The organism is Alistipes sp. 56_sp_Nov_56_25 (assembly GCF_001915285.1).
GTDB classification, from domain to species: domain Bacteria; phylum Bacteroidota; class Bacteroidia; order Bacteroidales; family Rikenellaceae; genus Alistipes; species Alistipes shahii.
This window is the reverse complement of the sequence record NZ_MNQF01000002.1, coordinates 208,003-228,117: the sequence shown is the minus strand read 5'-3', so window position 1 is coordinate 228,117 and position 20,115 is coordinate 208,003. Positions and strand designations below refer to the sequence as shown.

The 20,115-nt window shown below is 60.3% G+C and carries 21 protein-coding genes and 1 tRNA gene; 9 read left to right on the top strand and 13 right to left on the bottom strand.

Features of this window, described 5'->3' with window-relative positions; translation table 11 throughout:
* The first annotated feature begins 233 nt into the window (after positions 1 to 233).
* Entirely contained in the window at positions 234 to 1,502 is a 1,269-nt protein-coding gene (locus tag BHV64_RS01695; RefSeq protein WP_254886412.1) for a BACON domain-containing protein, read from the top strand.
* Positions 1,503 to 1,571: 69 nt separating this feature from the next.
* Here BHV64_RS01695 and BHV64_RS01690 read toward each other — a convergent pair whose 3' ends face one another.
* The 4 genes from BHV64_RS01690 to BHV64_RS01675 all read right to left on the bottom strand — a co-directional run bounded on the left by BHV64_RS01690 (position 1,572) and on the right by BHV64_RS01675 (position 4,706).
* On the bottom strand, positions 1,572 to 2,210 hold the full coding sequence (locus tag BHV64_RS01690; protein WP_022061738.1) for a JAB domain-containing protein: 639 nt from the start codon (positions 2,208 to 2,210) through the stop codon (positions 1,572 to 1,574).
* 154 nt (positions 2,211 to 2,364) lie between these two features.
* Positions 2,365 to 3,144 carry a ribonuclease III gene (gene rnc / locus BHV64_RS01685; RefSeq protein ID WP_083810279.1) on the bottom strand — a complete coding sequence of 260 codons (780 nt, stop codon included), beginning with the start codon at positions 3,142 to 3,144 and terminating at the stop codon, positions 2,365 to 2,367.
* A 34-nt stretch (positions 3,145 to 3,178) separates the two neighbouring features.
* Positions 3,179 to 4,426: a beta-ketoacyl-ACP synthase II gene (gene fabF / locus BHV64_RS01680; RefSeq protein ID WP_015546679.1), complete on the bottom strand. Its 1,248-nt coding sequence runs from the start codon at positions 4,424 to 4,426 to the stop codon at positions 3,179 to 3,181.
* A gap of 43 nt (positions 4,427 to 4,469) precedes the next feature.
* The gene (locus BHV64_RS01675; protein WP_015546678.1) at positions 4,470 to 4,706 is read right to left on the bottom strand and encodes an acyl carrier protein; all 237 of its coding nucleotides are present in this window, start codon (positions 4,704 to 4,706) and stop codon (positions 4,470 to 4,472) included.
* Positions 4,707 to 4,884: 178 nt separating this feature from the next.
* Between BHV64_RS01675 and pepE the strand changes: the two genes are divergently transcribed.
* The 4 genes from pepE to BHV64_RS01655 all read left to right on the top strand — a co-directional run bounded on the left by pepE (position 4,885) and on the right by BHV64_RS01655 (position 8,149).
* Positions 4,885 to 5,586, top strand: a complete 702-nt coding sequence (gene pepE, locus BHV64_RS01670) for a dipeptidase PepE (protein ID WP_022061736.1) — start codon at positions 4,885 to 4,887, stop codon at positions 5,584 to 5,586.
* Between the two features lie 16 nt (positions 5,587 to 5,602).
* Positions 5,603 to 6,445, top strand: coding sequence for a prephenate dehydrogenase (locus BHV64_RS01665; RefSeq protein WP_195636991.1), 843 nt, complete (start codon positions 5,603 to 5,605; stop codon positions 6,443 to 6,445).
* The gene (locus tag BHV64_RS01660) at positions 6,445 to 6,810 is read left to right on the top strand and encodes a YraN family protein (RefSeq protein WP_015546675.1); all 366 of its coding nucleotides are present in this window, start codon (positions 6,445 to 6,447) and stop codon (positions 6,808 to 6,810) included. The genes BHV64_RS01665 and BHV64_RS01660 overlap by 1 nt, the downstream gene beginning before the upstream one ends.
* 112 nt (positions 6,811 to 6,922) lie before the next feature.
* Complete coding sequence (locus BHV64_RS01655; protein WP_022061735.1) at positions 6,923 to 8,149, top strand: 3-deoxy-D-manno-octulosonic acid transferase; 1,227 nt, start codon at positions 6,923 to 6,925, stop codon at positions 8,147 to 8,149.
* A gap of 351 nt (positions 8,150 to 8,500) precedes the next feature.
* On the opposite strand, the gene BHV64_RS01650 is transcribed toward BHV64_RS01655, so the two are convergent.
* From BHV64_RS01650 to BHV64_RS01640, 3 genes are all read right to left on the bottom strand, one after another.
* Positions 8,501 to 10,195: an LruC domain-containing protein gene (locus tag BHV64_RS01650; protein WP_288115519.1), complete on the bottom strand. Its 1,695-nt coding sequence runs from the start codon at positions 10,193 to 10,195 to the stop codon at positions 8,501 to 8,503.
* Positions 10,196 to 10,263: 68 nt separating this feature from the next.
* Positions 10,264 to 11,550 carry a histidine phosphatase family protein gene (locus BHV64_RS01645; protein ID WP_253092553.1) on the bottom strand — a complete coding sequence of 429 codons (1,287 nt, stop codon included), beginning with the start codon at positions 11,548 to 11,550 and terminating at the stop codon, positions 10,264 to 10,266.
* Positions 11,544 to 12,830, bottom strand: a complete 1,287-nt coding sequence (locus tag BHV64_RS01640) for an L-cysteine desulfidase family protein (RefSeq protein WP_288115518.1) — start codon at positions 12,828 to 12,830, stop codon at positions 11,544 to 11,546. Before BHV64_RS01640 ends, BHV64_RS01645 begins: the two co-directional genes overlap by 7 nt.
* A gap of 73 nt (positions 12,831 to 12,903) precedes the next feature.
* Between BHV64_RS01640 and BHV64_RS01635 the strand changes: the two genes are divergently transcribed.
* Entirely contained in the window at positions 12,904 to 13,461 is a 558-nt protein-coding gene (locus tag BHV64_RS01635) for an NUDIX hydrolase (protein ID WP_288115517.1), read from the top strand.
* A gap of 164 nt (positions 13,462 to 13,625) precedes the next feature.
* Here the strand turns inward: BHV64_RS01635 and BHV64_RS01630 are convergent, their stop codons facing one another.
* Both BHV64_RS01630 and BHV64_RS01625 read right to left on the bottom strand, forming a co-directional pair.
* Entirely contained in the window at positions 13,626 to 14,303 is a 678-nt protein-coding gene (locus BHV64_RS01630) for a SagB/ThcOx family dehydrogenase (protein ID WP_288115516.1), read from the bottom strand.
* 89 nt (positions 14,304 to 14,392) lie between these two features.
* Positions 14,393 to 14,863, bottom strand: coding sequence for an HRDC domain-containing protein (locus tag BHV64_RS01625; protein ID WP_288115515.1), 471 nt, complete (start codon positions 14,861 to 14,863; stop codon positions 14,393 to 14,395).
* A gap of 115 nt (positions 14,864 to 14,978) precedes the next feature.
* Between BHV64_RS01625 and BHV64_RS01620 the strand changes: the two genes are divergently transcribed.
* Together BHV64_RS01620 and BHV64_RS01615 are read left to right on the top strand one after the other, a co-directional pair.
* Positions 14,979 to 15,824 carry a 4Fe-4S dicluster domain-containing protein gene (locus BHV64_RS01620; protein ID WP_118406607.1) on the top strand — a complete coding sequence of 282 codons (846 nt, stop codon included), beginning with the start codon at positions 14,979 to 14,981 and terminating at the stop codon, positions 15,822 to 15,824.
* Between the two features lie 2 nt (positions 15,825 to 15,826).
* The gene (locus tag BHV64_RS01615; RefSeq protein ID WP_217727792.1) at positions 15,827 to 16,264 is read left to right on the top strand and encodes a GNAT family N-acetyltransferase; all 438 of its coding nucleotides are present in this window, start codon (positions 15,827 to 15,829) and stop codon (positions 16,262 to 16,264) included.
* A 137-nt stretch (positions 16,265 to 16,401) separates the two neighbouring features.
* On the opposite strand, the gene BHV64_RS01610 is transcribed toward BHV64_RS01615, so the two are convergent.
* Positions 16,402 to 16,836, bottom strand: coding sequence for an Hsp20/alpha crystallin family protein (locus tag BHV64_RS01610; protein ID WP_015546665.1), 435 nt, complete (start codon positions 16,834 to 16,836; stop codon positions 16,402 to 16,404).
* A 216-nt stretch (positions 16,837 to 17,052) separates the two neighbouring features.
* On the opposite strand from BHV64_RS01610, the gene BHV64_RS01605 reads away from it, so the two are divergent.
* A complete protein-coding gene (locus BHV64_RS01605; protein ID WP_022062033.1) occupies positions 17,053 to 17,577 on the top strand; it encodes a GNAT family N-acetyltransferase in 525 nt (174 codons plus the stop codon).
* Positions 17,578 to 17,640: 63 nt separating this feature from the next.
* Here BHV64_RS01605 and BHV64_RS01600 read toward each other — a convergent pair whose 3' ends face one another.
* The 3 genes from BHV64_RS01600 to BHV64_RS01590 form a co-directional block, all read right to left on the bottom strand.
* Positions 17,641 to 17,871: a helix-turn-helix domain-containing protein gene (locus BHV64_RS01600; RefSeq protein ID WP_288115514.1), complete on the bottom strand. Its 231-nt coding sequence runs from the start codon at positions 17,869 to 17,871 to the stop codon at positions 17,641 to 17,643.
* A 381-nt stretch (positions 17,872 to 18,252) separates the two neighbouring features.
* Positions 18,253 to 18,325 (bottom strand) — tRNA-Phe (locus tag BHV64_RS01595).
* Between the two features lie 190 nt (positions 18,326 to 18,515).
* A complete protein-coding gene (locus tag BHV64_RS01590) occupies positions 18,516 to 20,072 on the bottom strand; it encodes a RagB/SusD family nutrient uptake outer membrane protein (protein WP_217727637.1) in 1,557 nt (518 codons plus the stop codon).
* Positions 20,073 to 20,115: the final 43 nt, after the last annotated feature.

The window sequence follows — 20,115 nt, the reverse complement described above, 5'->3', positions numbered from 1 at the left end:
GAGGGCCGCCGACATACGACAATAAAAAGCGCATCGGCTTTTTCTTACGGGTGAAAATTGGACACTTTCACAGAACGATAAGGAACAAAGGTGATGCCTTCGCTGTTTTCAGCGCGGGCATATTTCCCTATTCTACCGTTCGGGTCGTCCAATACCTCACCTGTGGATACGAAATCTTGCCTGCGCCTTTTGTTTACCGGGACGGGAACAACCCTTTAAACAAAATAAACGAAATGAAAACAGCAAAATTCTTCATGGCGTTCATCGCCGCCGCGCTGCTCGCGTCATGCAGCGACGACAAGGATTACTCGGGCGATTTCGGGCAGATCAAGGTTCCGGACACGCGCCAGTTGGAACAGACGGTCTCCGCCGACGACACGCAGAGCGCACGGGGCGTGACCTTCACCACCGAAGGGGCATGGACCTCGACGATCGCCGAGACCCGCGCCGAAGCGCCCGCCTGGATTTCGATTTCGCCCGACCGCGGCGATGCGGCAGGCAGCTACACGCTGAAAATCACCCTCGAACCCAACACGTCGGGAGCGTCGCGCACGGCGACAATCGTCATCACGTGCGGCACGTCGAAGATCGAGATCACCGTCACGCAGGAGGGCGCGGACGACCCCATCGAATCGACACCGGCCAACCGGATAATGCGCATCGACAGCCGCCAGCAGACAATCCGAAACAGCGGCGATTCGGACCCGGAACGATGGACTTCGACCAGCCGCTTCACATACGACGATGCCGGACGCCTCACGTGTTACGAATGGGACGACAGCCCGGAAAACTCGGCCGACGCCATGGATGAGGTCCTCCGGATCAGCTATCCCGACGCCAAGACCCTGAAACTGTCCGCCGAAACGACGGAATCGCCCGAAAAGGGATCGTACACCGTTACGCTCGACGATGCAGGGCGCGCCGTCGCCGCACGCAGCGACAACGGTCCCGAACGCTGGACCTTCGCCTACGACGGCAACGGATGCTGCAAGGAGTGCACATACAGCGGCGACGAATATCACTACTACCCGCGCACGGTCTGCCGCTGGACCGGCAACGACCTCACCGGTCTCGACATCTACCAGGGCAAGGAGGTCGATTTCAGCTACGAATTCGAATACCACGCCGACCGGCCCAACACGCCCGCATTGTGCAACCTCGACCTCAACGCGCTCCTGTTCGACGTATGTCCCGACATCGAGGACGCCGATTTCTTCATGGGGTCGGTACTCTCCGGAATCGGACGGCTGGGCAACCGCAGCGCCCATCTGACGAACACGAACCCGGACGAGAGCGAGTTCGTGGTCGAGCAGTTGCCCGACGGATCGTTTATCAGTTTCAGAACCCTGGACGAGCGGATCGAATGGAAGCAAGTCGGCGGACGGGTTACCGAGGCTATCTGGATTCAGGAGGTGGAGTGTTTCCAGAAAAAAGACGGCAAGGAGACAGTCATCCCCGAACGGGGCTACACAGAAATCGAAACGCACCAGATCTTCTATTGACGGGCTTTTCTCCCAAAAACCGAACGGCGGTCCGACAAGGACCGCCGTTCATCTTACCTGCCGGAACCCTTACCGCCCCATCAGCCCCTCGCGCAGGAACGAGAAATCGCCGTCGCGGGCGATGATGATGTGGTCCAGCAGCCGGATGTCGAACAACGCCGCGGCGCGCGCCACACGTTCGGTCAGCGTCTTGTCCTGCCCGCTCGCCTCGGGCGTTCCCGAAGGGTGGTTGTGCACCAGAATCAGCTGCGTGGCGAGCAGTTCCAACGCCCGTTTGACGATCAGCCGGTGGTCGACGACCGTGCCGGTCACCCCGCCCTGACTGATGCGGTAACGCTCGATAACCCGGTTCGACGAGGTGAGGTAGACGACCCAGCACTCCTCGTGGGAGAGGCGTTCCAGCTGCGGCCGGAACAGCCGCACCACATCGTCGCCCGTATTGATGAAATCGCTCCCGGAACCCCCGGAAGCGACAGCCCGCCGTCCGAATTCCGCCGCGGCCAACAGCATCCGCGCCCGTTTCAGGCCCAGTCCCCCGACCATGCGCAGGCGGGCTTCGGGCTGGTCGCCGATACGCGCCAGCGAACCGTCGTAAGCCGACAGCACCACTTCGGCCAACTGTTCGTCGTCGGTGAGCAGGGCAAGCAGCTCGCGGTCGCTCAAGGCCTCCACGCCCCGCGACGCCATTTTATCGAGGATATTCTTCATAAAAGCAGAAAGTGACTATATACGAATTCATACCGTTTTCATCCCGGCAAGCCGGTACAGCCGCCTGCGGAGGGTGTTTGAAACCGGGTCCGAATCCCCATCTGCCGGGCGGGCGCAGAACAGGACCGGAAATGCAACGGATTGCCACCGCCCTCTAAAACCCGCTTCCTGAACGGGTGCCTTCCAGACGGTCGACCTTGTCCAGCAGCGAAGCGCACTGCTCGTCGCTCATGTACTGCGACACGGAGAACGCCGCACGCTGTTCGGCCTCCTTCTTCGAATCCCCGGCTCCGTGGCCGACCTCCATGCCGTCGACCAGCACCGTGCAGTAGAAAACCGGATGGTTCGAAGCGTATTCCTTGTCGTGCTCCGTGCGGAACTCGACCTGGTGGCGGTTCTTCTGGCTCCACTCGATCAGGCGGCTCTTGAAATCGCTCTCCGACTCGGTCAGTTCTTCCAGATTCAGGAAACGGAAATAAATGTTATTGATCAGCAGCCGGTTGACGAACTCGTACCCCTGATCGAGGTAAACCGCCCCCATCATCGCCTCGAAGGCGTCGCCGTAGATATGCTTCTGGGTAATGCCCGTGCCGCCGTTCGAAATCACGTGGACATCCAGACCGAGGTTCACGGCCAGCGCGTTGAGCGACTGCCGCGAGACGATCTTCGACCGCAGCTGGGTCATAAAGCCCTCGTCGCGGTCGGGGTATTCGATGAACAGATAGTCCGAAGTCACGGCCTCGATCACAGCGTCGCCCAGATATTCCAGACGTTCGTTGTTGATCGCGCGGCCGTCCTCCAAAACCAAAGAAGCTGACTTGTGAATCAAAGCCAGCTTGTAGAGTTCGACGTTGTGCGGAATGAATCCGAACAGATCGTCGACAATTCTGTAATATGCCCGGTCACGCCCGAAATTCCGTCGGATAGGACGCAGTAAAAAGTCAATCACGGCGCGGACGTTACAGGGATCAGAGTTTGCGGAAAATAACCGTCGAGTTGTGACCGCCGAATCCGAACGTATTGCTCAACGCACACTTCACGTCGCGCTTCTGCGCCACGTTAAGCGTCAGATTCAGTTTTTCGTCGATCTCGGGATCGCGGTTTTCGCAGTTGATCGTGGGGGGAACCACGCCGTGCGTCAGCGCGAAAATGCACGCCAGAGCCTCCACGGCGCCGGCAGCGCCCAGCAGGTGTCCCGTCATTGATTTGGTCGAGGAGATGTTGACGTTGTAAACATGGTCGCCCAAAACGCCTGCCACGGCCTTCAGCTCGGGAATGTCGCCCGCGGGGGTCGAGGTTCCGTGCACGTTCACATAGTCGATATCCTCGGGAGCGATGCCAGCGTCCTTGATGGCGTCGCGCATCGCCTTCATGGCGCCCTTGCCCTCGGGATGGGGAGCCGTGAAGTGGTAAGCGTCGGCCGAAGCGCCTCCGCCTACGACCTCGCAATAGATCTTCGCGCCGCGCGCCTTGGCATGCTCGTACTCCTCCAGGATCAGCGCACCGGCGCCCTCGCCGATCACGAAGCCGTCGCGGTCCTTATCGAAGGGACGCGAAGCGTGCTGCGGATCGTCGTTGCGCGTCGAAAGCGCCTGCATGGAGTTGAATCCGCCGACCGAAGGCTCGTTGACCGCAGCCTCCGAACCGCCGGCCACCATGACGTCGGCCTTGCCGTAACGGATGGCGTCGAAGGCGGCCGTGATGCCGTGGTTCGACGAAGCGCACGCCGACACCGTACAGTAGTTCGGACCCATGAAGCCGTACTTCATGGAGATGAAACCGGCTGCGATATCGGAAATCATGCGGGGAATAAAAAACGGGCTAAACCGCGGGGTTCCATCCCCGGCGGCCCAGCCCAGACACTCATCGAAGAAAGATTTGATTCCTCCGATGCCCGAACTCCAGATAACGCCCACCTGCTCCTTGTCGACCTTCTCGAGATCGAGGGCAGAATCCTCCACGGCCTGCGTGGCCGCGATCAGAGCATACTGTGTAAAGAGGTCGTACTTACGCACCTCCTTACGGTCGAAATACTGGGTCGGATCGTAATTCTTTACTTCACAAGCGAACTTGGTCTTAAATTTTTCGGCATCGAAATGAGTAATGGGTGCGGCACCGCTGACTCCCTTCTCCAGATTCGAAAAATACTCCTCTATACTATTACCGAGCGGGTTTATCGTACCGATGCCCGTAACAACTACTCTTCTTCCTGTCATAAATTTAAGGCTTTATCAGCCGTGAAACGTTGTTTAAGGGAAATTATTTCTTGTGTTCCTCGATATACGAGATCGCGTCGCCGACGGTAGCGATCTTTTCAGCGTCCTCATCCGGGATCTGGATATCGAAAGCCTTCTCGAACTCCATGATCAGCTCTACAGTGTCGAGCGAGTCTGCGCCCAGGTGGTTGGTGAAGCTTGCTTCGGGGACTACCTCCGACTCCTTGACACCCAGTTTGTCGACGATGATCTCGACAACTTTTGATTGAACTTCTGACATAATTTTAATTTTTTAGTTAAACAATTATTTGGAAATAGTTCTTTTACATTTCCAGAGCAATTTTGCGCAAAAGTAACACTTTTTTTATTACTTTTGACAAAACGGCCTGTTTTTTTATTCACAACTTTTTCGACATTTAGCACAAAAATTTAATTAATACATTCAAAACCACAACCTTATGAAATTGCTTCTGATCTCGAATTCGACCAATGCCGGCGAGGAATACCTGCGCTATCCGCTGCCAGAGATAGGGCGTTTTCTCGACGGGGTGCGCGAAATCGTCTTCGTTCCCTACGCGGCCGTCACGTTCTCCTACGCCGATTACGAAAAAAAGGTGCAGGCGCGTTTCGCCGAACTGGGCATCCGCGTGCGTTCGGTCCACCGGGCCAAGGACCCCGCCGCCCTCGTCCGCGGGGCCGAAGCGATCTGCGTCGGGGGCGGCAACACGTTCGCCCTGGCCAAAAAGATGCAGCAGCAGGGGCTTATGACGGCCATCCTCCGCAAAATCAAGGCCGGAACGCCCTACGTGGGCTGGTCGGCAGGCAGCAACGTCTGCTGCCCGACGATCTCGACAACAAACGACATGCCCATCGTGGAACCGGAGTCGTTCAAAGCCATCGGAGCGGTCAAATTCCAGATCAACCCCCACTACCTCGACGCCAACCCCGCGGGGCACGCCGGGGAGACCCGCGAACAGCGCATCCTGGAGTATATCGAGGCCAATCCGCGCCGTTGGGTGGCCGGACTGCGCGAAGGCTGCATGCTGCGCTGCGAGGACGGGAAACTGGAGCTGATCGGCCGACGCCCGATGCGGATGTTCCGCAAAGGAGTCGAAACCTTCGAGGTCGAACCGGGCGGCGACCTGTCTTTTTTATTATAAATAGGTATATCGTTTTATGAAAGTACTGATTGCGGGTCTGGGCCTTATCGGAGGCTCGTTCGCCCTGGCCCTTCGCGACCACGGCATCGCAGAGGAGATACTCGGGGTCGAAAGCTCCGAAGAACACGCCGCCGAGGCGTTGCAGCTGGGCCTTGCGGACCGGATCGTGAGTTTCGAGGAGGGTGTTCCGGAAGCCGATCTCGTGGTGCTGGCCACCCCCGTCGACACCATCCCGCTGATGGCTGTCAAGGCGCTCAACCGCGCGGGCGGCAGGCAGGTGGTGATGGACATGGGTTCGATCAAGGGCGAGTTGTGCGAGGTGATCTCGATGCACGCCCGCCGCGGACGTTTCGTCGCCGCGCACCCGATGTGGGGTACGGAGTACAGCGGTCCGAAAGCCGCCCAGCGGGGCGCGTTCACGGGCCGCAGCGTCGTGCTGTGCGACACGGTGCGGAGCGACAAGGACGCCCTGGCCACGGTCGAAAGCATCTTCCGCACGCTGGGCAGTCCGGCCGTCTACATGGACCCCGAAGAGCACGACCTGCACGCGGCCTATGTCTCGCACATCTCGCACGTCACCTCGTTCGCGCTGGCGCTCACGGTGCTCGAAAAGGAGCGCGAGGAGCGTCACATCTTCGACCTGGCGGGCGGCGGTTTCGAGAGCACGGTGCGCCTGGCCAAGAGTTCGGCGGCAACGTGGGTCCCGATCCTGCTGCGCAACAAATACAACGTGCTGGACGTGCTGCGCGAACACATACACCAGTTGCAGATCATGCGCCGGATGCTCGAACGCGACGACGCCGAGGGGCTGAAAAACGCCATGGAGCGCGCCAACACCATCCAACGCATCATCCACTGATGACCGCGGCAGCCGAAACGGGCCGGGCCGGCGAACGCGCCGCGACGGAATACCTCCGACGTGCGGGGTACGAGATCTGCGCGCTCAACTGGCGGCAGGGCCGTTACGAGCTGGACATCGTGGCCTGCCGGGAAGGCGTGCTGCATTTCGTGGAGGTCAAGACCCGGCGCTCCGGGTCGCTCACGCCTCCCGAGGCAGCCGCCACGCAGCGCAAGTTCCGGGCCTTGTCGCGCGCCGCCGCCTGCTACCTGCGCACCGTGGGCTGGGAGGGCGAAGTGCAGTTCGATCTGGCGGCCGCCGAAGCCGCCGCCGACGGCAGCGTCCGCGTCGAACTGATCGAAAACGCGCTGGAATACAATTGGTAATTTTGCAGTTCCGACAAATTGTACTATCTTTGCCGGACTGAAAAAGAACAGCCTGACGTCGGGTCACCGGGCGCGGGCGTTAGAAACTGAAAACTCAACACCGTAAATACCGATGTGGTTCTATAATTTCGGTCTGATTCTCTACGTTTGGGCCATCCGTCTCGTGGCGCCACGCCATCCGAAGGCCCGCCTTTGGATCGAAGGCCGCAAAGACCTCTTCCGCCGCATGCGGGAGGCAATCGCCCCCACGGACAGGATCATCTGGATACACGTCGCGTCGCTCGGAGAGTTCGAACAGGGCCGCCCCATCATCGAACAGCTTCGCAAGACGCACCCCGAATACAAGATTCTTCTGACCTTCTTCTCGCCTTCGGGCTACGAAATCCGCAAGAACTACAAGGGCGTCGACTACATCTTCTACCTCCCGATCGACACGCCGGGCAACGCCCGCCGCTTCCTCGACGCCGCGCACCCCGAAATCGCCATCTTCGTCAAATACGAGTACTGGCTCAACCTGCTCCGCGAACTGCGCCGCCGGAAAATCCGCACCTACGTCGTGTCGGCCATCTTCCGCCGCAATTCGGTCTTTTTCCGCCCCTACGGCGGCATGTGGCGACAGGCGCTGGAGTCGTTCGACGTGATGTTCGTGCAGAACGAGGAGTCGAAAAAACTGCTGGCGACGCTGGGCTTCGACAACGTGCTGGTGGCCGGGGACACGCGCTTCGACCGCGTGGCGGAGATCGCCCGCGCGGCCAGACGCATCGACGTCATCGACCGCTTCAAGGGCGACAACCGCCTGTTCGTGGCAGGATCGACATGGGAACCGGATGAAGAGCTGCTGATCCGGCTGATAAACGACAATCCCGACGTGAAATTCGTCGTCGCCCCCCACGAAATGGACGAGTCGCGTATCGCACGGCTGATGGCCGAAACCAAAGGCGGCGCGCTGCGCTACACGCAATGCACGCCCCGCACGACCTACGGTTCGCGGCAGCTGCTGATCCTCGACACGGTGGGGATTCTCGCCTCGGTCTACGGCTACGCCACCTGGAGCTATATCGGCGGCGGGTTCGGCGTCGGCATTCACAACACGCTCGAAGCCGCGACGTTCGGACTTCCGGTGGCCTTCGGTCCCAACTACGAAAAATTCAAGGAGGCCCGCGATCTGGTGACGCTCGGCGCCGCCCGGTCGGTGACCGACTACGAGCAGTTGCGCACGTGGTTCGTGCCCCTGCGCGACAACGAGGAGTTCCTGCAGAAAACCAGCCGCATCGCCAAGGATTACACCACCCGCCACCAGGGAGCCACAGGCATCATCGTCAAAACGATTTTCCACTAAATAGCCGGCAGGCCCTCGCGTTCCGAACCGGACCGGAGGCATTTCCGCCCCCTTCCCGCCGTCGTTACAACAGCGGTCGGAGGCTGCGCGCGAACAACGGGCCGCCACAGCAGTCGCATCACACGGTCGCCGCCAAAGCGGCGGACAGCCCCGTAAACCGGGCATCCCGGCTTTCCGGAAAGCCCTTCATGCCGCAAGCGGCAAATATGCGGGAGAGCCTCCGCCTGGTCCCAAATTCAAATGAGGAGATTCGCGCACCGAAAAAAACGGGGCGGATGGAACGTACGTCACGCACAGTCCATCCGCCCCGTTTAACAGTTTGTGCGGAAAGCCGCTCACAAACCGGGAACGTCAACGCCCGAACAGCAGGGTCGCATCCTTCGGACGCTTGTACCAGTCCTTTTCACGGGAACCGCCCGAAGCGCTTTTGAGGAACCAGTAGCAGTCGTCGATGCTCTGCATCTCCTGCGGCCATTCGAACTTCCACGAGGCGTCGTCGGGGTCCGAAAGCGGAATGTCCAGCACGCTGGGATACTCCGCCGTATTGAAGCTCGACGGATAGATATAATACTCCGATTCGTTTTTCAGACAGGGGACCACGTCGCCGTAAAGCGTTTGCACGACAGGCTCGCCGACGGGCTCGAAAGCCTGCGCCGCATAGACGTTCCGATAGCCCTTCAGGCCGGAAAGGAACGGCTGGAAACCCTTCGAATCCCGGAATCCGAAACTGTTGGACATATGCGATCCGGTCGCCATCAGCTGCACGGTGATCTGCTTGGCCCGGTTTTTCGACTGGTAGTAATCCCTGATCTCACATTGAACCACCGCATCGTTGAAGTCGAAATCGCCGCGGTACGGATAATTGTCCTCGAACAGGTAAAGCCCGACAGAGGTCTTGCAGGCGATCTCCTCGGGGTCCTTGTTGCCGCTGTTGCCGATCTCGACCTCCTCGCCGGGGGCGATGGTCCTCGGGTTGCTCTCGATCATGCAGAGAATGTCGTTGTAGTCGCCGTCGTATTTCGCGCTCTCGGTCACCACGCGGTTCTCCATGCCGAGGATGTTGCCCTGAAAATCACCCTCCGTGACGTGGCAGATATAACCGTTGGCCAGATGCCGGTCGACGATCCGGAACGTCTTCTTGTCGTCCTGGTACGTCAGCGTATAATCCTGCACGCGCTCATTGAGCCGGAGCGTGGTGAAACGGAATCCGCCGTTGCTCACCGTGCTGTTGCCGATGTAAACGAATCCGAGGTTCAACCCCTTGGGGAATACGCCCAGTTTGTAACGCTTGTAGGAGGCGATATTCGACGAGAACTCCTCCCGGGTGTAGAAAACCCAGCTGCGCTGCGCCCGGACCTCGGAATAGGGAATCGCGACCACTTCGCCGTTCTTCACCCCGTAAAAGGTGCAGTCGCCGGGCGTCAGCCCATCCTGTTTCGAAGAGGGATAGGTGTAGAACCAGAGTTTGCCGAAAAGCTGGCTATGGCGGCAGCCGCCGTCGCCGAGAAACGTGAGCCAGATCTCCGCCTCGTCGAAATCGCCCGAACTCGGCGTCCGGTCGATCACCAGGTCGGTGCACTTGAAAAGGTCGTCGCCCCGGACGTTATTGGTCTTTTCGGGAAAATAGATGCTGTTGACGGCCGTCATAACCCGGGCGCTGACCGGATTCACATCGGCGGCGCGGGTCTGCGGGCCGGGCCGGGCAGCGGCCGAGATCGACAGGTTCCCCACCTCGTAACTTTTCATCTCGCCCTGCGCCACGACATACAGCCTTTCAACGTCCTTCGGCACGTCGAGCGTGGTCGAAACAGGCGTAAAACCCGTCAATGCAGGCTGTTTCACAAGCGACTCCCCATCGTAGGGATTCCCGAAATAGACCGCATAATACTCGCCGGCAACCTCGGAAGCGATATTCACCGCCACGGTCGTCCGGTTGTCGAATCCCCTGGCATACTTTTCATAAAATTCGGTATTGTCGACATCCTTGTCGATACACGACGCGGCCGACAATGCCGCGAGCACGAATGCCAGTCTGGAAATGTACATGGTTCAAACGTTTGATCGCTTAAAGATATACATTTCCGCCCAAAAACCAAATCAATTCGTCATCTTTTTCAGTTTTCCGCTCCATACAACGCTTCACAGTATCTCTTCAGCTCTTTCCACGGATAGTAAGGGCCTCCGGCGAGGGGCAGATTGGCGTCGCGCTCATTATGCAGTACGCGGACGCGCACGTCCCCCGTTTCGGGATTGCGGAAGAAGATGAACTGGACGTTGGTTCCCATCGGCGTCACCGTATGGGCGTTCCACGCCGCAGCTACGTCGTCGAGCGACTCCACGCGGGCATAGGCTCCCTCGGCGCGCAGCAGGGCCAGCAGCGGAACCACATAGGTGTCGTGACCGAACCGCAGCGAGGCCGAAAGGTCCGATTCCCCCGCAACGACGCGGTCGGCCGTCTCGACGATATTGCGCAGCAGCGGCCTGGCATCGGCGACGAGCGGATCGCCGAAGCGGGCCGAAGGTCCCATGATCAGGTAACGGCGGACGTTCTCGCACTCCCAGAGCGCATAGAGTTCCTCTCTGGTGAAGATTTCATAGAACGACTCGATGCCCAGATGGCTGACGTCCTGCGTGATGGCGGCCAGCATGAAAAGATCCTCCATCAGATCCAGCGGCTCGTCGATGCACCCGGGGTCGGTGACGAGCGACTTCACGAACCGGTCGGGGTTCACACGCACGCGGGTCAGGCTGTCCGCAACCGCCGAAGCGGCCCCGCGGCTTGCCTTGAGCGAGGGTCCGTTGGCCAGATAACAAAGATCGCGGGCGCTCGCATCGCGCGTGGCGCGGATCGCGGGATTCAGCTCCTTGAGACGTTCGTTGAAAGCCGCCATGCTCAAGATACAGCGCGGAACCTGCGTCGAGCGGCTCTCGATACGGCACACGCGGCCCCCGTCGGTCGAGAAAACCCCGGGATAGGCGGCGAACATCCGCTCGGCGATGCCGCGGTGTTCCTGTACGCCGCGGGGCGAAAGGTCGCCGTAGCGTTTGCAGGCATCGGCGGCCAGCGTCTCGACCTTGGCCAGCACCTCGCGGCCCTTGGGGGTCAACGCCCCGGCCTTGTCGGCTTTGCGCAGCGCGGCGAGCGGCTCGGCATAAGCCTCCTCTTTCGAGTGGTAGCGGCTTCCGTGACGGCCGTAGTGGCTGATGTAGAACGGCTCGTAGCCGTCGGGAACCGGAGCGGCAGGACCGGGCAGGTACTCGTAGGAGTGGTAGATGCTCGCGGTGAGTTCGGGACGGGAGGCCAGTTGGGCAGGGGTGGGCTGCGCAGCGGCGCAGGTCGCGGCCAGCAGCAGCAGGGCCAGCAGACGGGTTTTCAGTGTAAGATATTTCATAGTCAGCATTTATTGGTCATAATCCGGAGTACGAGGCTGTCGGTCTCGTTCATGCCGTCGCGGCCGATGGCGGTGAGGTTGCGGATACATTTGTCCACATCTTCCTCGATGATGCCCTCGACCGGGGTGACGCAATGGCCGTCCATGGCCATCATGGCCGACAGCACGGCCGTCGAGACGCCGCTCGTGAGCTTCATCGCACAACTGGGCTTGGCTCCGTCGCAGATCATGCCCGTCAGGTTGGCGATCATGTTCTTCACGGCCGCGGCCGCCTGGCCGTAGCCGCCGCCCATCAGGTAGGTGATGCCGCAGCTCGATCCCGTGGCCGCCACCACGCAGCCGCACAGCGCCGACAGACGTCCCAGGCTCTGCTTGATGTAGATGACCGTGAGGTGGCTCAACGTCAGCGCCCGGATCATCTGCTCCTCCGAGGCGTGCGTCTCCTCGGCGTAGACCACCACGGGCAGCGTCGCGGCGATGCCCTGGTTGCCGCTTCCCGAGTTGCTCATCACGGGGATCATCGCCCCGGCCATGCGGGCGTCGCAGGCGGCGGAGGTGTAGGATAGTATCCGTGTGAAGATGCTGTCGCCCATCACCTTCCGCTCGCGGTCGCAGCACAGCGTGCGGCCCACGCAGTGACCGAACTCGCCCGCGAAGGAGCGTTCGGCGGCGGCCTTGTTCAGGCGGCTGGTTTCGAGGATGAAGCGCAGTTCGTCCAGCGGCGAGGTCATGGCGAAATCCCATATGCGCGCGAGGGTCAGGGGCACGTCCACCTCCTCCCCGCCGCCCGCCGCCGGGGTCCGCCTGTCGAGCAGCGTCTCGCCGTCGCGGCTGACGAAGACGAAGGAGGTATGTCCCCCGGCGATGACCGCCACGGCCCTATGGCCGGCGGCTTCGGCCTCCGCCTCGATATAGAGTTTTTCATCGACGTCCTCTTTCAGGCAGATCGCGATGCGCCGCCCGTCGATCATGCGGCGACCGCGTTCGACGGCTTCGGGCGTCACGTCGCGCAGCACCTCCAGCTGATATTCCGAACGCCCCACCAGCGCCCCGAGGGCTACGGCGATCGGCAGTCCGATCATCCCCGTGCCGGGGATTCCGACGCCCATGGCGTTCTTGAGGATATTGGCGCTCAGGCGCACCGTGATTTTTTCGGGTTCCCCGCCCAGCGTTTCGGCGGCACGGGCCGTGCACAATGCCACGGCGATCGGTTCGGTGCACCCGATGGCGGGGACCACCTCCCGGTTGATGAGGTCTATGATTTGGTTGCGTTCGGCTTGAGATAGCATGATCGGCAAATTTCTTGAATCGCAAATATAACAAAAAAACACTATTTTTGCCCTATCCGAAAGCATTACAATGATGGAAAATCCGAAAAACCGCAAATGGAAAGTCCTCACGAGCGAATATCTCGCCCGCAAACCGTGGTTCACCGTGCGCCACGAAAGCCTCGAACTGCCCGACGGACGCCGCATTCCGGATTACTATGTGTTCGAATATCCCGACTGGATCAACGTCACGGCCGTCACCCGCGACGGACGGTTCGTGCTGATCGACCAGTACCGCCACGGGCTGGGCGAAACCTCGTATGAAATTCCGGCCGGCGTCACCGAGCCGTCGGACGCCTCGCCGCTCGAAGCCGCGCAGCGCGAACTGATGGAAGAGACGGGCTACGGCAGCGGCCAGTGGCGTCTGCTGACGACCCTCTCGGCCAACCCCGCCACACAGAACAACCTCACCTACTGCTACCTCGCCACGGGCGTCGAACCGCTCGGCGAACAGCATCTCGACCCGACGGAGGACCTGCGCGTGCACCTCTTGACGCGCGAAGAGGTGCTGGAACTGCTCCGCACCGACCGTATCCGGCAGGCTCTGATGGCCGCGCCGCTGTGGCGTTATTTCGGAGAAGGCAACGAGTAGCCGCCAGCCCCGGATTCGGGCGTCGGGCCGCACCCGACGCATCGGATAGCCGGCCTTCAGGCGGTCGACGTCCGAAGCGCGGAGACAAGCCCCGGCCGGTCCATCGGCGACACGAAAAAGGGCGGCCCTTTCGCAGGGGTCGCCCTTCCCGCCGGCCGGAAGGCCTATTTGCCGACGGTCTGCGCCAACGCCACGAACCAGCGCACCGGCTCCAGCCCGAGGGCCGCCAGCAGTTCCGCCTCGGGAACGCTGCCGCGCGTGATCGAGCGCAGGCCGTGCCCCGCCGTGTAGAGGTTGACATTCTCGGCATAGCCCGCGGCATCCTGCCCGCAGAGGTAGCGGACGTGCTCCGCCGGGATATTCCGGTCCTCGTATACCGTCCGGTCCGCCAGATAAACCAGATTCAGCGGCGCGGCGAAGACGAAGTCCTGCATCCCGGTCAGTTTGCGGCGGTCGCCCTCCAGCACGCGCACCAGCTTATGCGCCCGGGCGTCGTAGCGATAGACGCCCTCGGCGAAAAACGCATAGACACGCACCGGATAGAGCGCCAGCGCCGAAGGAGCCGTCAGGCGGTCCGTGCCGGGGCGGTTGATGCCGGCGGCGGCCCACACCACGCCCGAAAGCTCTTCGAGCGTCAGCGGCGCGGCCGCATATTCGCGCCACGAGCGGCGGTTGGCCAGCGCCTCGTTCACACTCGTCCCACCCACGGTGTCGGGGGCCGCGAGAACGATCTCCGGGCCGTGTTTCACTTCGGTTTTCGTCGCCGCGGCCTTTCGGGCCGACGGACTTCCGCAGCATGCCGCCATCAGCAGCGCCGCACAGGCAATCAGTTTCGTTTTCATCTTTCCCAAAATTTAGTTGTATCGCAGCGAATATAGAAAAAAATTCCGGTCCGCACCCGTTTTTCCGGCACGAACCCACTTCCGGACATTCAGTCGAAATCCGCCTCTGCGACCGAACCGAGCACGGCAGCGATCTCCTCGCCGTAGCGTTCGGCTCTGCGGGAACCGAATCCCGCGATCGAAAGCAGGTCGGCAGGCGAGGCGGCTCCGCTCCGGGCCACGTTGAGCAGGTCGCGGTTCGAGGCGACGACAAAGGGCTTGCAGCCCATTTCGGCCGCACGCCGGTCGCGCCACACGCGGAGCGCCTCGAAGCGTTCGCACTCCCCGGGCGTGAGTTCCGCCCCCGCGGGGAGGTGCCTGCCGACCAGCGCGGCGCGCATCGCGGGTTCGTCGGCGGTCTCCTCGTTGAAAATGACAAGCAGCATCCACGCACTGCGGCTGCGCAGGCATCCGCAGTGCAGACGCGGCACGCGGACGGCCGAAAGGAATTCGTTCACCGTCCGCTCGTCGTGTTCCCGGAAAGCCGGGTCGACGCGGATTTCAAAAGTTTTGATCCTCATAATCTGTCGTTTAAAGTTGCGGGGCAAATATAAGCCAAAGAGCCGTAATCTGCAACAGAAGGTCCGAGGCACGGGATTTTTGATTATCTTTGCCCGCAAGTCAACACCCAACGCCATGAAACCGGAAACCGTCTGCACCGTCGTCTTCTCGCCGACGGGCACTTCGAAAAAAATCGCCGAGACCGTAGCCCGGAGCATCGCCTCCGACGCCGGGACCGAAGCCGCCGCCCTGAAAACCATCGACCTGACGCACGCCGCGGCACACTCCGCCGCACTGTCGGCCGGCGCCGTGGCGGTCATCGCCGCCCCCGTCTACGGGGGACATGTGGCCCCGACGGCCGCAAAAAGACTGGAAACGCTCCGCGGCTCGGGAACGCCCGCCGTGGTGATCGCGGTCTACGGCAACCGGGCCTTCGAAAAGGCCGCCGCGGAGCTGGCCGCGCTCGCCGCCCGGCAGGGATTCGTCCCCGTGGCCGCAGCGGCATTCGTCGGCGAGCACTCGTACAGCACCCCCGAAACCCCCGTCGCCGCAGGACGCCCCGACGCGCAGGACCTCGCCCGGGCCGCGGAGTTCGGCGCCGCGGTGCGCAAAAAACTCGCGGCGGGAACGCCTGCCCCGGTCGACGCCGCAAAACTGAAGGACGTGCACACGCCGCTCGTGCCGATGCTGCGCTTCATCCGTTTCGTCGTGGGCTACCGCCGCCGGCAGAAGAAAAACCCGGTCGTCTACCTGCCCGCATGCGATGCCGACCGCTGCACCCATTGCGGCCGCTGCGCCGCGATCTGCCCGACGCAGGCCATCGCGCGGGGCGACGAGGCGCACACCGACCCTGCGCGCTGTATCCGCTGCTGCGCCTGCGTCAAGGGATGTCCGGTCGGAGCTCGGAGTTTCCACACCCCCTTCGCCGCAGCCCTCGCACGCAGCTTCACCCGGCGCAAACAACCCGTAACGATCTTATAATCATGATCGAGCGTCTCGCATCTCCGACTGCGCACGAACTCGACGCACTTACCGATCTGTGGGAGAGGTCGGTACGCGCCCCGCACGACTTTCTGGCTCCGGAGGACATCCCCTTTTTCCGCCGCATGGTGCGCCAGGAGGCGCTTCCGGCTGCGGAAATCTATGTCATAAGGGATTCCGGAAACGGATTCGCAGCCTTTGCGGGCATCGGAGCCGACCGGCTCGAAATGCTGTTCGTCGCGCCCTCCGCGCGCGGGAAAGGTCTGGGGCGCGAACTCGTGGAGCACGTCGCGGTCCATTGCGGAGTGCGACGCGTGGATGTGAACGAACAGAACGCGCAGGCCGCGGGATTCTACGCACGGATGGGTTTCCGCGTCGTCTCGCGCGACGCCCTGGACCCGTCGGGTCGTCCCTACCCCATTCTCCACCTCGAACGCTGACAAACGACGGGCGACCTCTCGGCCGCCCGTTCCGCATACCCGCTGACCGCCAGCGGCCCGTCGCCCACTGCGGCCGTCGCAAAAAAAGGAGAACCCGTTCAACGGATTCTCCCTCCCCATCATAGAATGGCCGCAGGCTATCTGACCTCGATCTGGCGGGCCGCAACGGCGGCTTCCGTCTCTTTCTTCTTGGGAATCTCGATGGTCATCACGCCGTTCTCGACCTTGGCCGCGATCTTCTCGCGCACGACGTTGTCGGGCAGCAGCAGGCTCTGCTGGAATTTCGTGTAGGAAAACTCGCGGCGCAGATACGTGCCCTTCTTTTTGTCCTCCTCCTTCTGCTCGGCCTTTTTCTCCATCGTGACGATCAGCTCGTTATCCTCGTTGATATGCACCTTGAAATCCTCCTTGGTCATACCCGGGGCGGCGACTTCCACCTTGTATTCGTTCTCATCCTCGATGATGTTGACGGCCGGAGCCGTGGTGTTGTGGCGTTCGGCAAGCCAGTCGTTGCCCAGAAAATCGTTGAAAATGCTCGGCAGCCAGTTCTGATTACGTCTTACAGGTACCATAGTTTTGTCCTCCTTGGTTTTATTTGGTTTAACATTTCGTTTCATCTCCGCGCCTCTTATGAAGCGCTTTCGTATCCGATACGGTCAAATCCTATGCCAGTTCGGAGAAACTGAAAAAATGTCATAAATTGTCACAAACGCGGCACAAAATTTCCGAAAAGGCAGAAAAAATGTCCTGACAGTATGGCGTCTCAAATATTTTCCTATTTTTGCAACATGGACAACGAATTGATTTTCCGGCAGGCACAGTCCTGCGAAACGGACCGCATCATGCAGATCATCCGCCAGGCACAGGCCCGGATGCACGCGGCAGGCAGCCGCCAGTGGCAGGACGGCTATCCCGCCCCGGGACATATCTCGGCAGACATCGGCCGCAACCGCGGCTATGTATTGTGCAAACCCGGCGTGGAAGGCCCGCTTTCAGTGATCGCCTACGGCGCGGTGGTGTTCGACGGCGAACCGGCCTACGACGCCATCGACGGACAATGGCTCACCGACGAGCCGTACGTGCTGGTGCACCGCATAGCGGTCGCCGACGGGGAACGGGGCCGCGGCGTGGCGGCGGAATTCCTGCACCGTGTGGAGACACTCGCACAGGAACGCGGCGTCAAAGCCTTTCGCATCGACACCAACTTCGACAACCAGACCATGCTGCGGCTGCTCGAACGCACGGGATTCACCTATTGCGGGAAAGTCGTCTACCGGAGCGGCGAACGGCTGGCTTACGAAAAACGAATCTGAAAACACTCCGACACAAAAAACAGAACCCGAGGCTCCACTCCCCGGGTTCTTTCATTTCACTGTTCAGCGCGTCACTATCTTCTTGAAGAAATCCTCCAGAGGAACATTGTAATAATCGCACAAATCAGCCAGCGTCGTCAGTGAAATGCTATGCCTTCCGCTTTCGATCCGCCCGATGTTCAGGTCGGTGTCGAACCAGACATTTTCTTGAGTAAGGCCTCTCTCCCGGCGGACTGTTTTCAGCCGATCCACGACTTGTTTCACCAGAATCTCATTACGCCGCTGCCGTTTCATAATGCAAATTTCCGCAATTATGCACTCAATTTTTACTACACACTTGTAGCACAGCGACTAAAACGACACCTTCAAGCGTGTAGTTGCCGGAAGCATAACGAATACAAATCCATTCAAGCCACTTTTCGGCCTTTTTGAAATATGCAAAAATAAAAAAATTGTTGTATAAAGCAGCGAAAACAACCGGAACAGCGGCGAAAAAGCTGATGCCGGGGACCGTTCGTCACAGTTTTCACGCCCCGGTCTTCGGATCGCCCCCGTCTTCCGAATGTGCACCGTATGCGCTGCAAATCCGGCCCCGTTCGACTCCCGCAGAGTAGCGGTGAGCGCCGACTGGAAAAGAAAAACGACCTGCATTTCTGCAAGTCGTTGATTTTTAAGTGGTACCACCAGGAATCGAACCGGGGACACAAGGATTTTCAGTCCTTTGCTCTACCAACTGAGCTATGGCACCATCCGCGAAAAACGGGGTATTCCCTGTTATCGTGGTGCAAAGATAAGCAAAAAATTTAATACTGCAAATGCCTCATGCAATTTTGTCGGTAAATTTTTCCCGGCCCGGCAAAAAACGACCGACCCGGAAATCAGAAAAAAGTCCGCTGCCCAAACGGACAGCGGACTTAACAGGCTTGATACAGAGACGCTTAATTCGTTTTATTCTGGTTCGCCTCGCCGATTTCCGGGTTGGCAATCACGACGGAACGCGGCAGCTGGAACCGCATGCCGGATTCGTTCTGCTCCCACATGGCTTTGTAAATGTGGTTGTTCGCAACGCCTGCCGCCGTCATCGCGGCATCGTCCCGACGATCAATCGGCATATTCAGACGCCGACGGTCAAGCCACTCCAGAGCGCCCTCCATCCACATCTCGATACGTTTCTGAAGAATGATCTCCTCGACGACATCGTCGAGCGAAGCGGCCGTGATGTCGTAACCCGGATCGCGGTAGGTCGTCACGTAATCCTTGAGCGTCTTCTTGGCCGCGGCGATGTTGCTGTGCGCCTCGGCTTCAGCCTTGATGAAGACGGCCTCTTCGGCGCGCATATAGATCAGATCGGTATTGTTCCAGTCGCCGTTGTAACTGCGGAACTTGACCGAAACGTACTCCGAACGCGCTTTCACGCCCGAAGCAAGCGTATTGGGCAGGTTGGAAGGCAGGAGGCAGGCATAACCGCTCGTCGCAGCGTCCGGGTCCGGATTGTCCGTCTTGTTGAGCCACCAGCCGCGACGCACGTCGGTCGGATTCAGACGCGCATAGAGGTAGGAGTGGATCGGACGCTCGGCCCACATACCCGCATAACCGCTCATGTAGGGGTCCATCTGCGAACACCAGGTAGCCCATGTCTGGCAGTTGTCGGCCGTCATCTTGAAGCCGAAGATCAGACTCGGAACGTTCTCGATACGGTTGAAGCCGCTGTTGTAGTTCTCCTTGGAGACGAGCGTGTATTTGGCCAGAATATCGTCGGCCAGCGAGACGGCTTTCCCCCAGTCCTCCATGACCAATGCGACACGGGCGCGCAGAATGGCGGCCACGCTGGCGTCGAAATCGGTCCGGGAACCGGTGTCGTCGTATCCGATCTCCTCGAAAATACGCAGCGCTTCGTCCAGGTCGTCGGTAATGCGTTTGTAGACCTGCTCCATCGTGGCGCGCGGCAGATTCTGGCCGAGGGTCTCCTCGGTGGCCAGAGGCACGCCCGGAAGGTCCTTGTTCGCCGCCGAGTAGGGATACTGGTACACGTTGATCAGGTGGTAGTAGCCGAACGCGCGGGAGGTCAGCGCACGGGCGCGGTAGGCCTTCATCGTCTCCGACTCGGCGGAAGCGTCGAGGGTCGCCGTCGCGAGAATCTCGTTGGCCGTGGCGATCGGAATGTAGAACATGTTCCACACGTTGATAGTCGGCGTATACTCCTCCTGCCAGTAGTCGTTGATGTACATGTAAAGGTTCATGCTGTGTTGCAGCAGCAGGGTCATGTCCTGCCCGGCCATGCCGAACGCAAGTTCGAACCCTTTGAAACCGGTCAGCCACTGAAGATCGTTCTTGTAATAGGTGGCATAGTGGGTGTAAATGGACGCCTCGATACCCTGAAGCACCTTGTCCGGGTCCTCCTTGGCCACCTCGTCACGGGTCTCCGAAGAGACTTTTCCCGAAGGGTCCACGTCGAAGATATCGTCGCTGCAGGATACCGCAACTGCCGCGCTCATTAAAAATATCAGTATTTTTTTCATATCAATGTCGCTGCTTAGA

Bases quoted from the DNA above. Each gene is read 5' to 3' on its own strand.
- BHV64_RS01695 (WP_254886412.1), top strand. From the start codon at position 234: ATGAAAACAGCAAAATTCTTCATGGCGTTCATCGCCGCCGCGCTGCTC.
- BHV64_RS01690 (WP_022061738.1), bottom strand. From the start codon at position 2,210: ATGAAGAATATCCTCGATAAAATGGCGTCGCGGGGCGTGGAGGCCTTG.
- fabF (WP_015546679.1), bottom strand. From the start codon at position 4,426: ATGACAGGAAGAAGAGTAGTTGTTACGGGCATCGGTACGATAAACCCG.
- BHV64_RS01675 (WP_015546678.1), bottom strand. From the start codon at position 4,706: ATGTCAGAAGTTCAATCAAAAGTTGTCGAGATCATCGTCGACAAACTG.
- pepE (WP_022061736.1), top strand. From the start codon at position 4,885: ATGAAATTGCTTCTGATCTCGAATTCGACCAATGCCGGCGAGGAATAC.
- BHV64_RS01665 (WP_195636991.1), top strand. From the start codon at position 5,603: ATGAAAGTACTGATTGCGGGTCTGGGCCTTATCGGAGGCTCGTTCGCC.
- BHV64_RS01660 (WP_015546675.1), top strand. From the start codon at position 6,445: ATGACCGCGGCAGCCGAAACGGGCCGGGCCGGCGAACGCGCCGCGACG.
- BHV64_RS01655 (WP_022061735.1), top strand. From the start codon at position 6,923: ATGTGGTTCTATAATTTCGGTCTGATTCTCTACGTTTGGGCCATCCGT.
- BHV64_RS01650 (WP_288115519.1), bottom strand. From the start codon at position 10,195: ATGTACATTTCCAGACTGGCATTCGTGCTCGCGGCATTGTCGGCCGCG.
- BHV64_RS01645 (WP_253092553.1), bottom strand. From the start codon at position 11,550: ATGCTGACTATGAAATATCTTACACTGAAAACCCGTCTGCTGGCCCTG.
- BHV64_RS01640 (WP_288115518.1), bottom strand. From the start codon at position 12,830: ATGCTATCTCAAGCCGAACGCAACCAAATCATAGACCTCATCAACCGG.
- BHV64_RS01635 (WP_288115517.1), top strand. From the start codon at position 12,904: ATGGAAAATCCGAAAAACCGCAAATGGAAAGTCCTCACGAGCGAATAT.
- BHV64_RS01630 (WP_288115516.1), bottom strand. From the start codon at position 14,303: ATGAAAACGAAACTGATTGCCTGTGCGGCGCTGCTGATGGCGGCATGC.
- BHV64_RS01625 (WP_288115515.1), bottom strand. From the start codon at position 14,863: ATGAGGATCAAAACTTTTGAAATCCGCGTCGACCCGGCTTTCCGGGAA.
- BHV64_RS01620 (WP_118406607.1), top strand. From the start codon at position 14,979: ATGAAACCGGAAACCGTCTGCACCGTCGTCTTCTCGCCGACGGGCACT.
- BHV64_RS01615 (WP_217727792.1), top strand. From the start codon at position 15,827: ATGATCGAGCGTCTCGCATCTCCGACTGCGCACGAACTCGACGCACTT.
- BHV64_RS01610 (WP_015546665.1), bottom strand. From the start codon at position 16,836: ATGGTACCTGTAAGACGTAATCAGAACTGGCTGCCGAGCATTTTCAAC.
- BHV64_RS01605 (WP_022062033.1), top strand. From the start codon at position 17,053: ATGGACAACGAATTGATTTTCCGGCAGGCACAGTCCTGCGAAACGGAC.
- BHV64_RS01600 (WP_288115514.1), bottom strand. From the start codon at position 17,871: ATGAAACGGCAGCGGCGTAATGAGATTCTGGTGAAACAAGTCGTGGAT.
- BHV64_RS01590 (WP_217727637.1), bottom strand. From the start codon at position 20,072: ATGAGCGCGGCAGTTGCGGTATCCTGCAGCGACGATATCTTCGACGTG.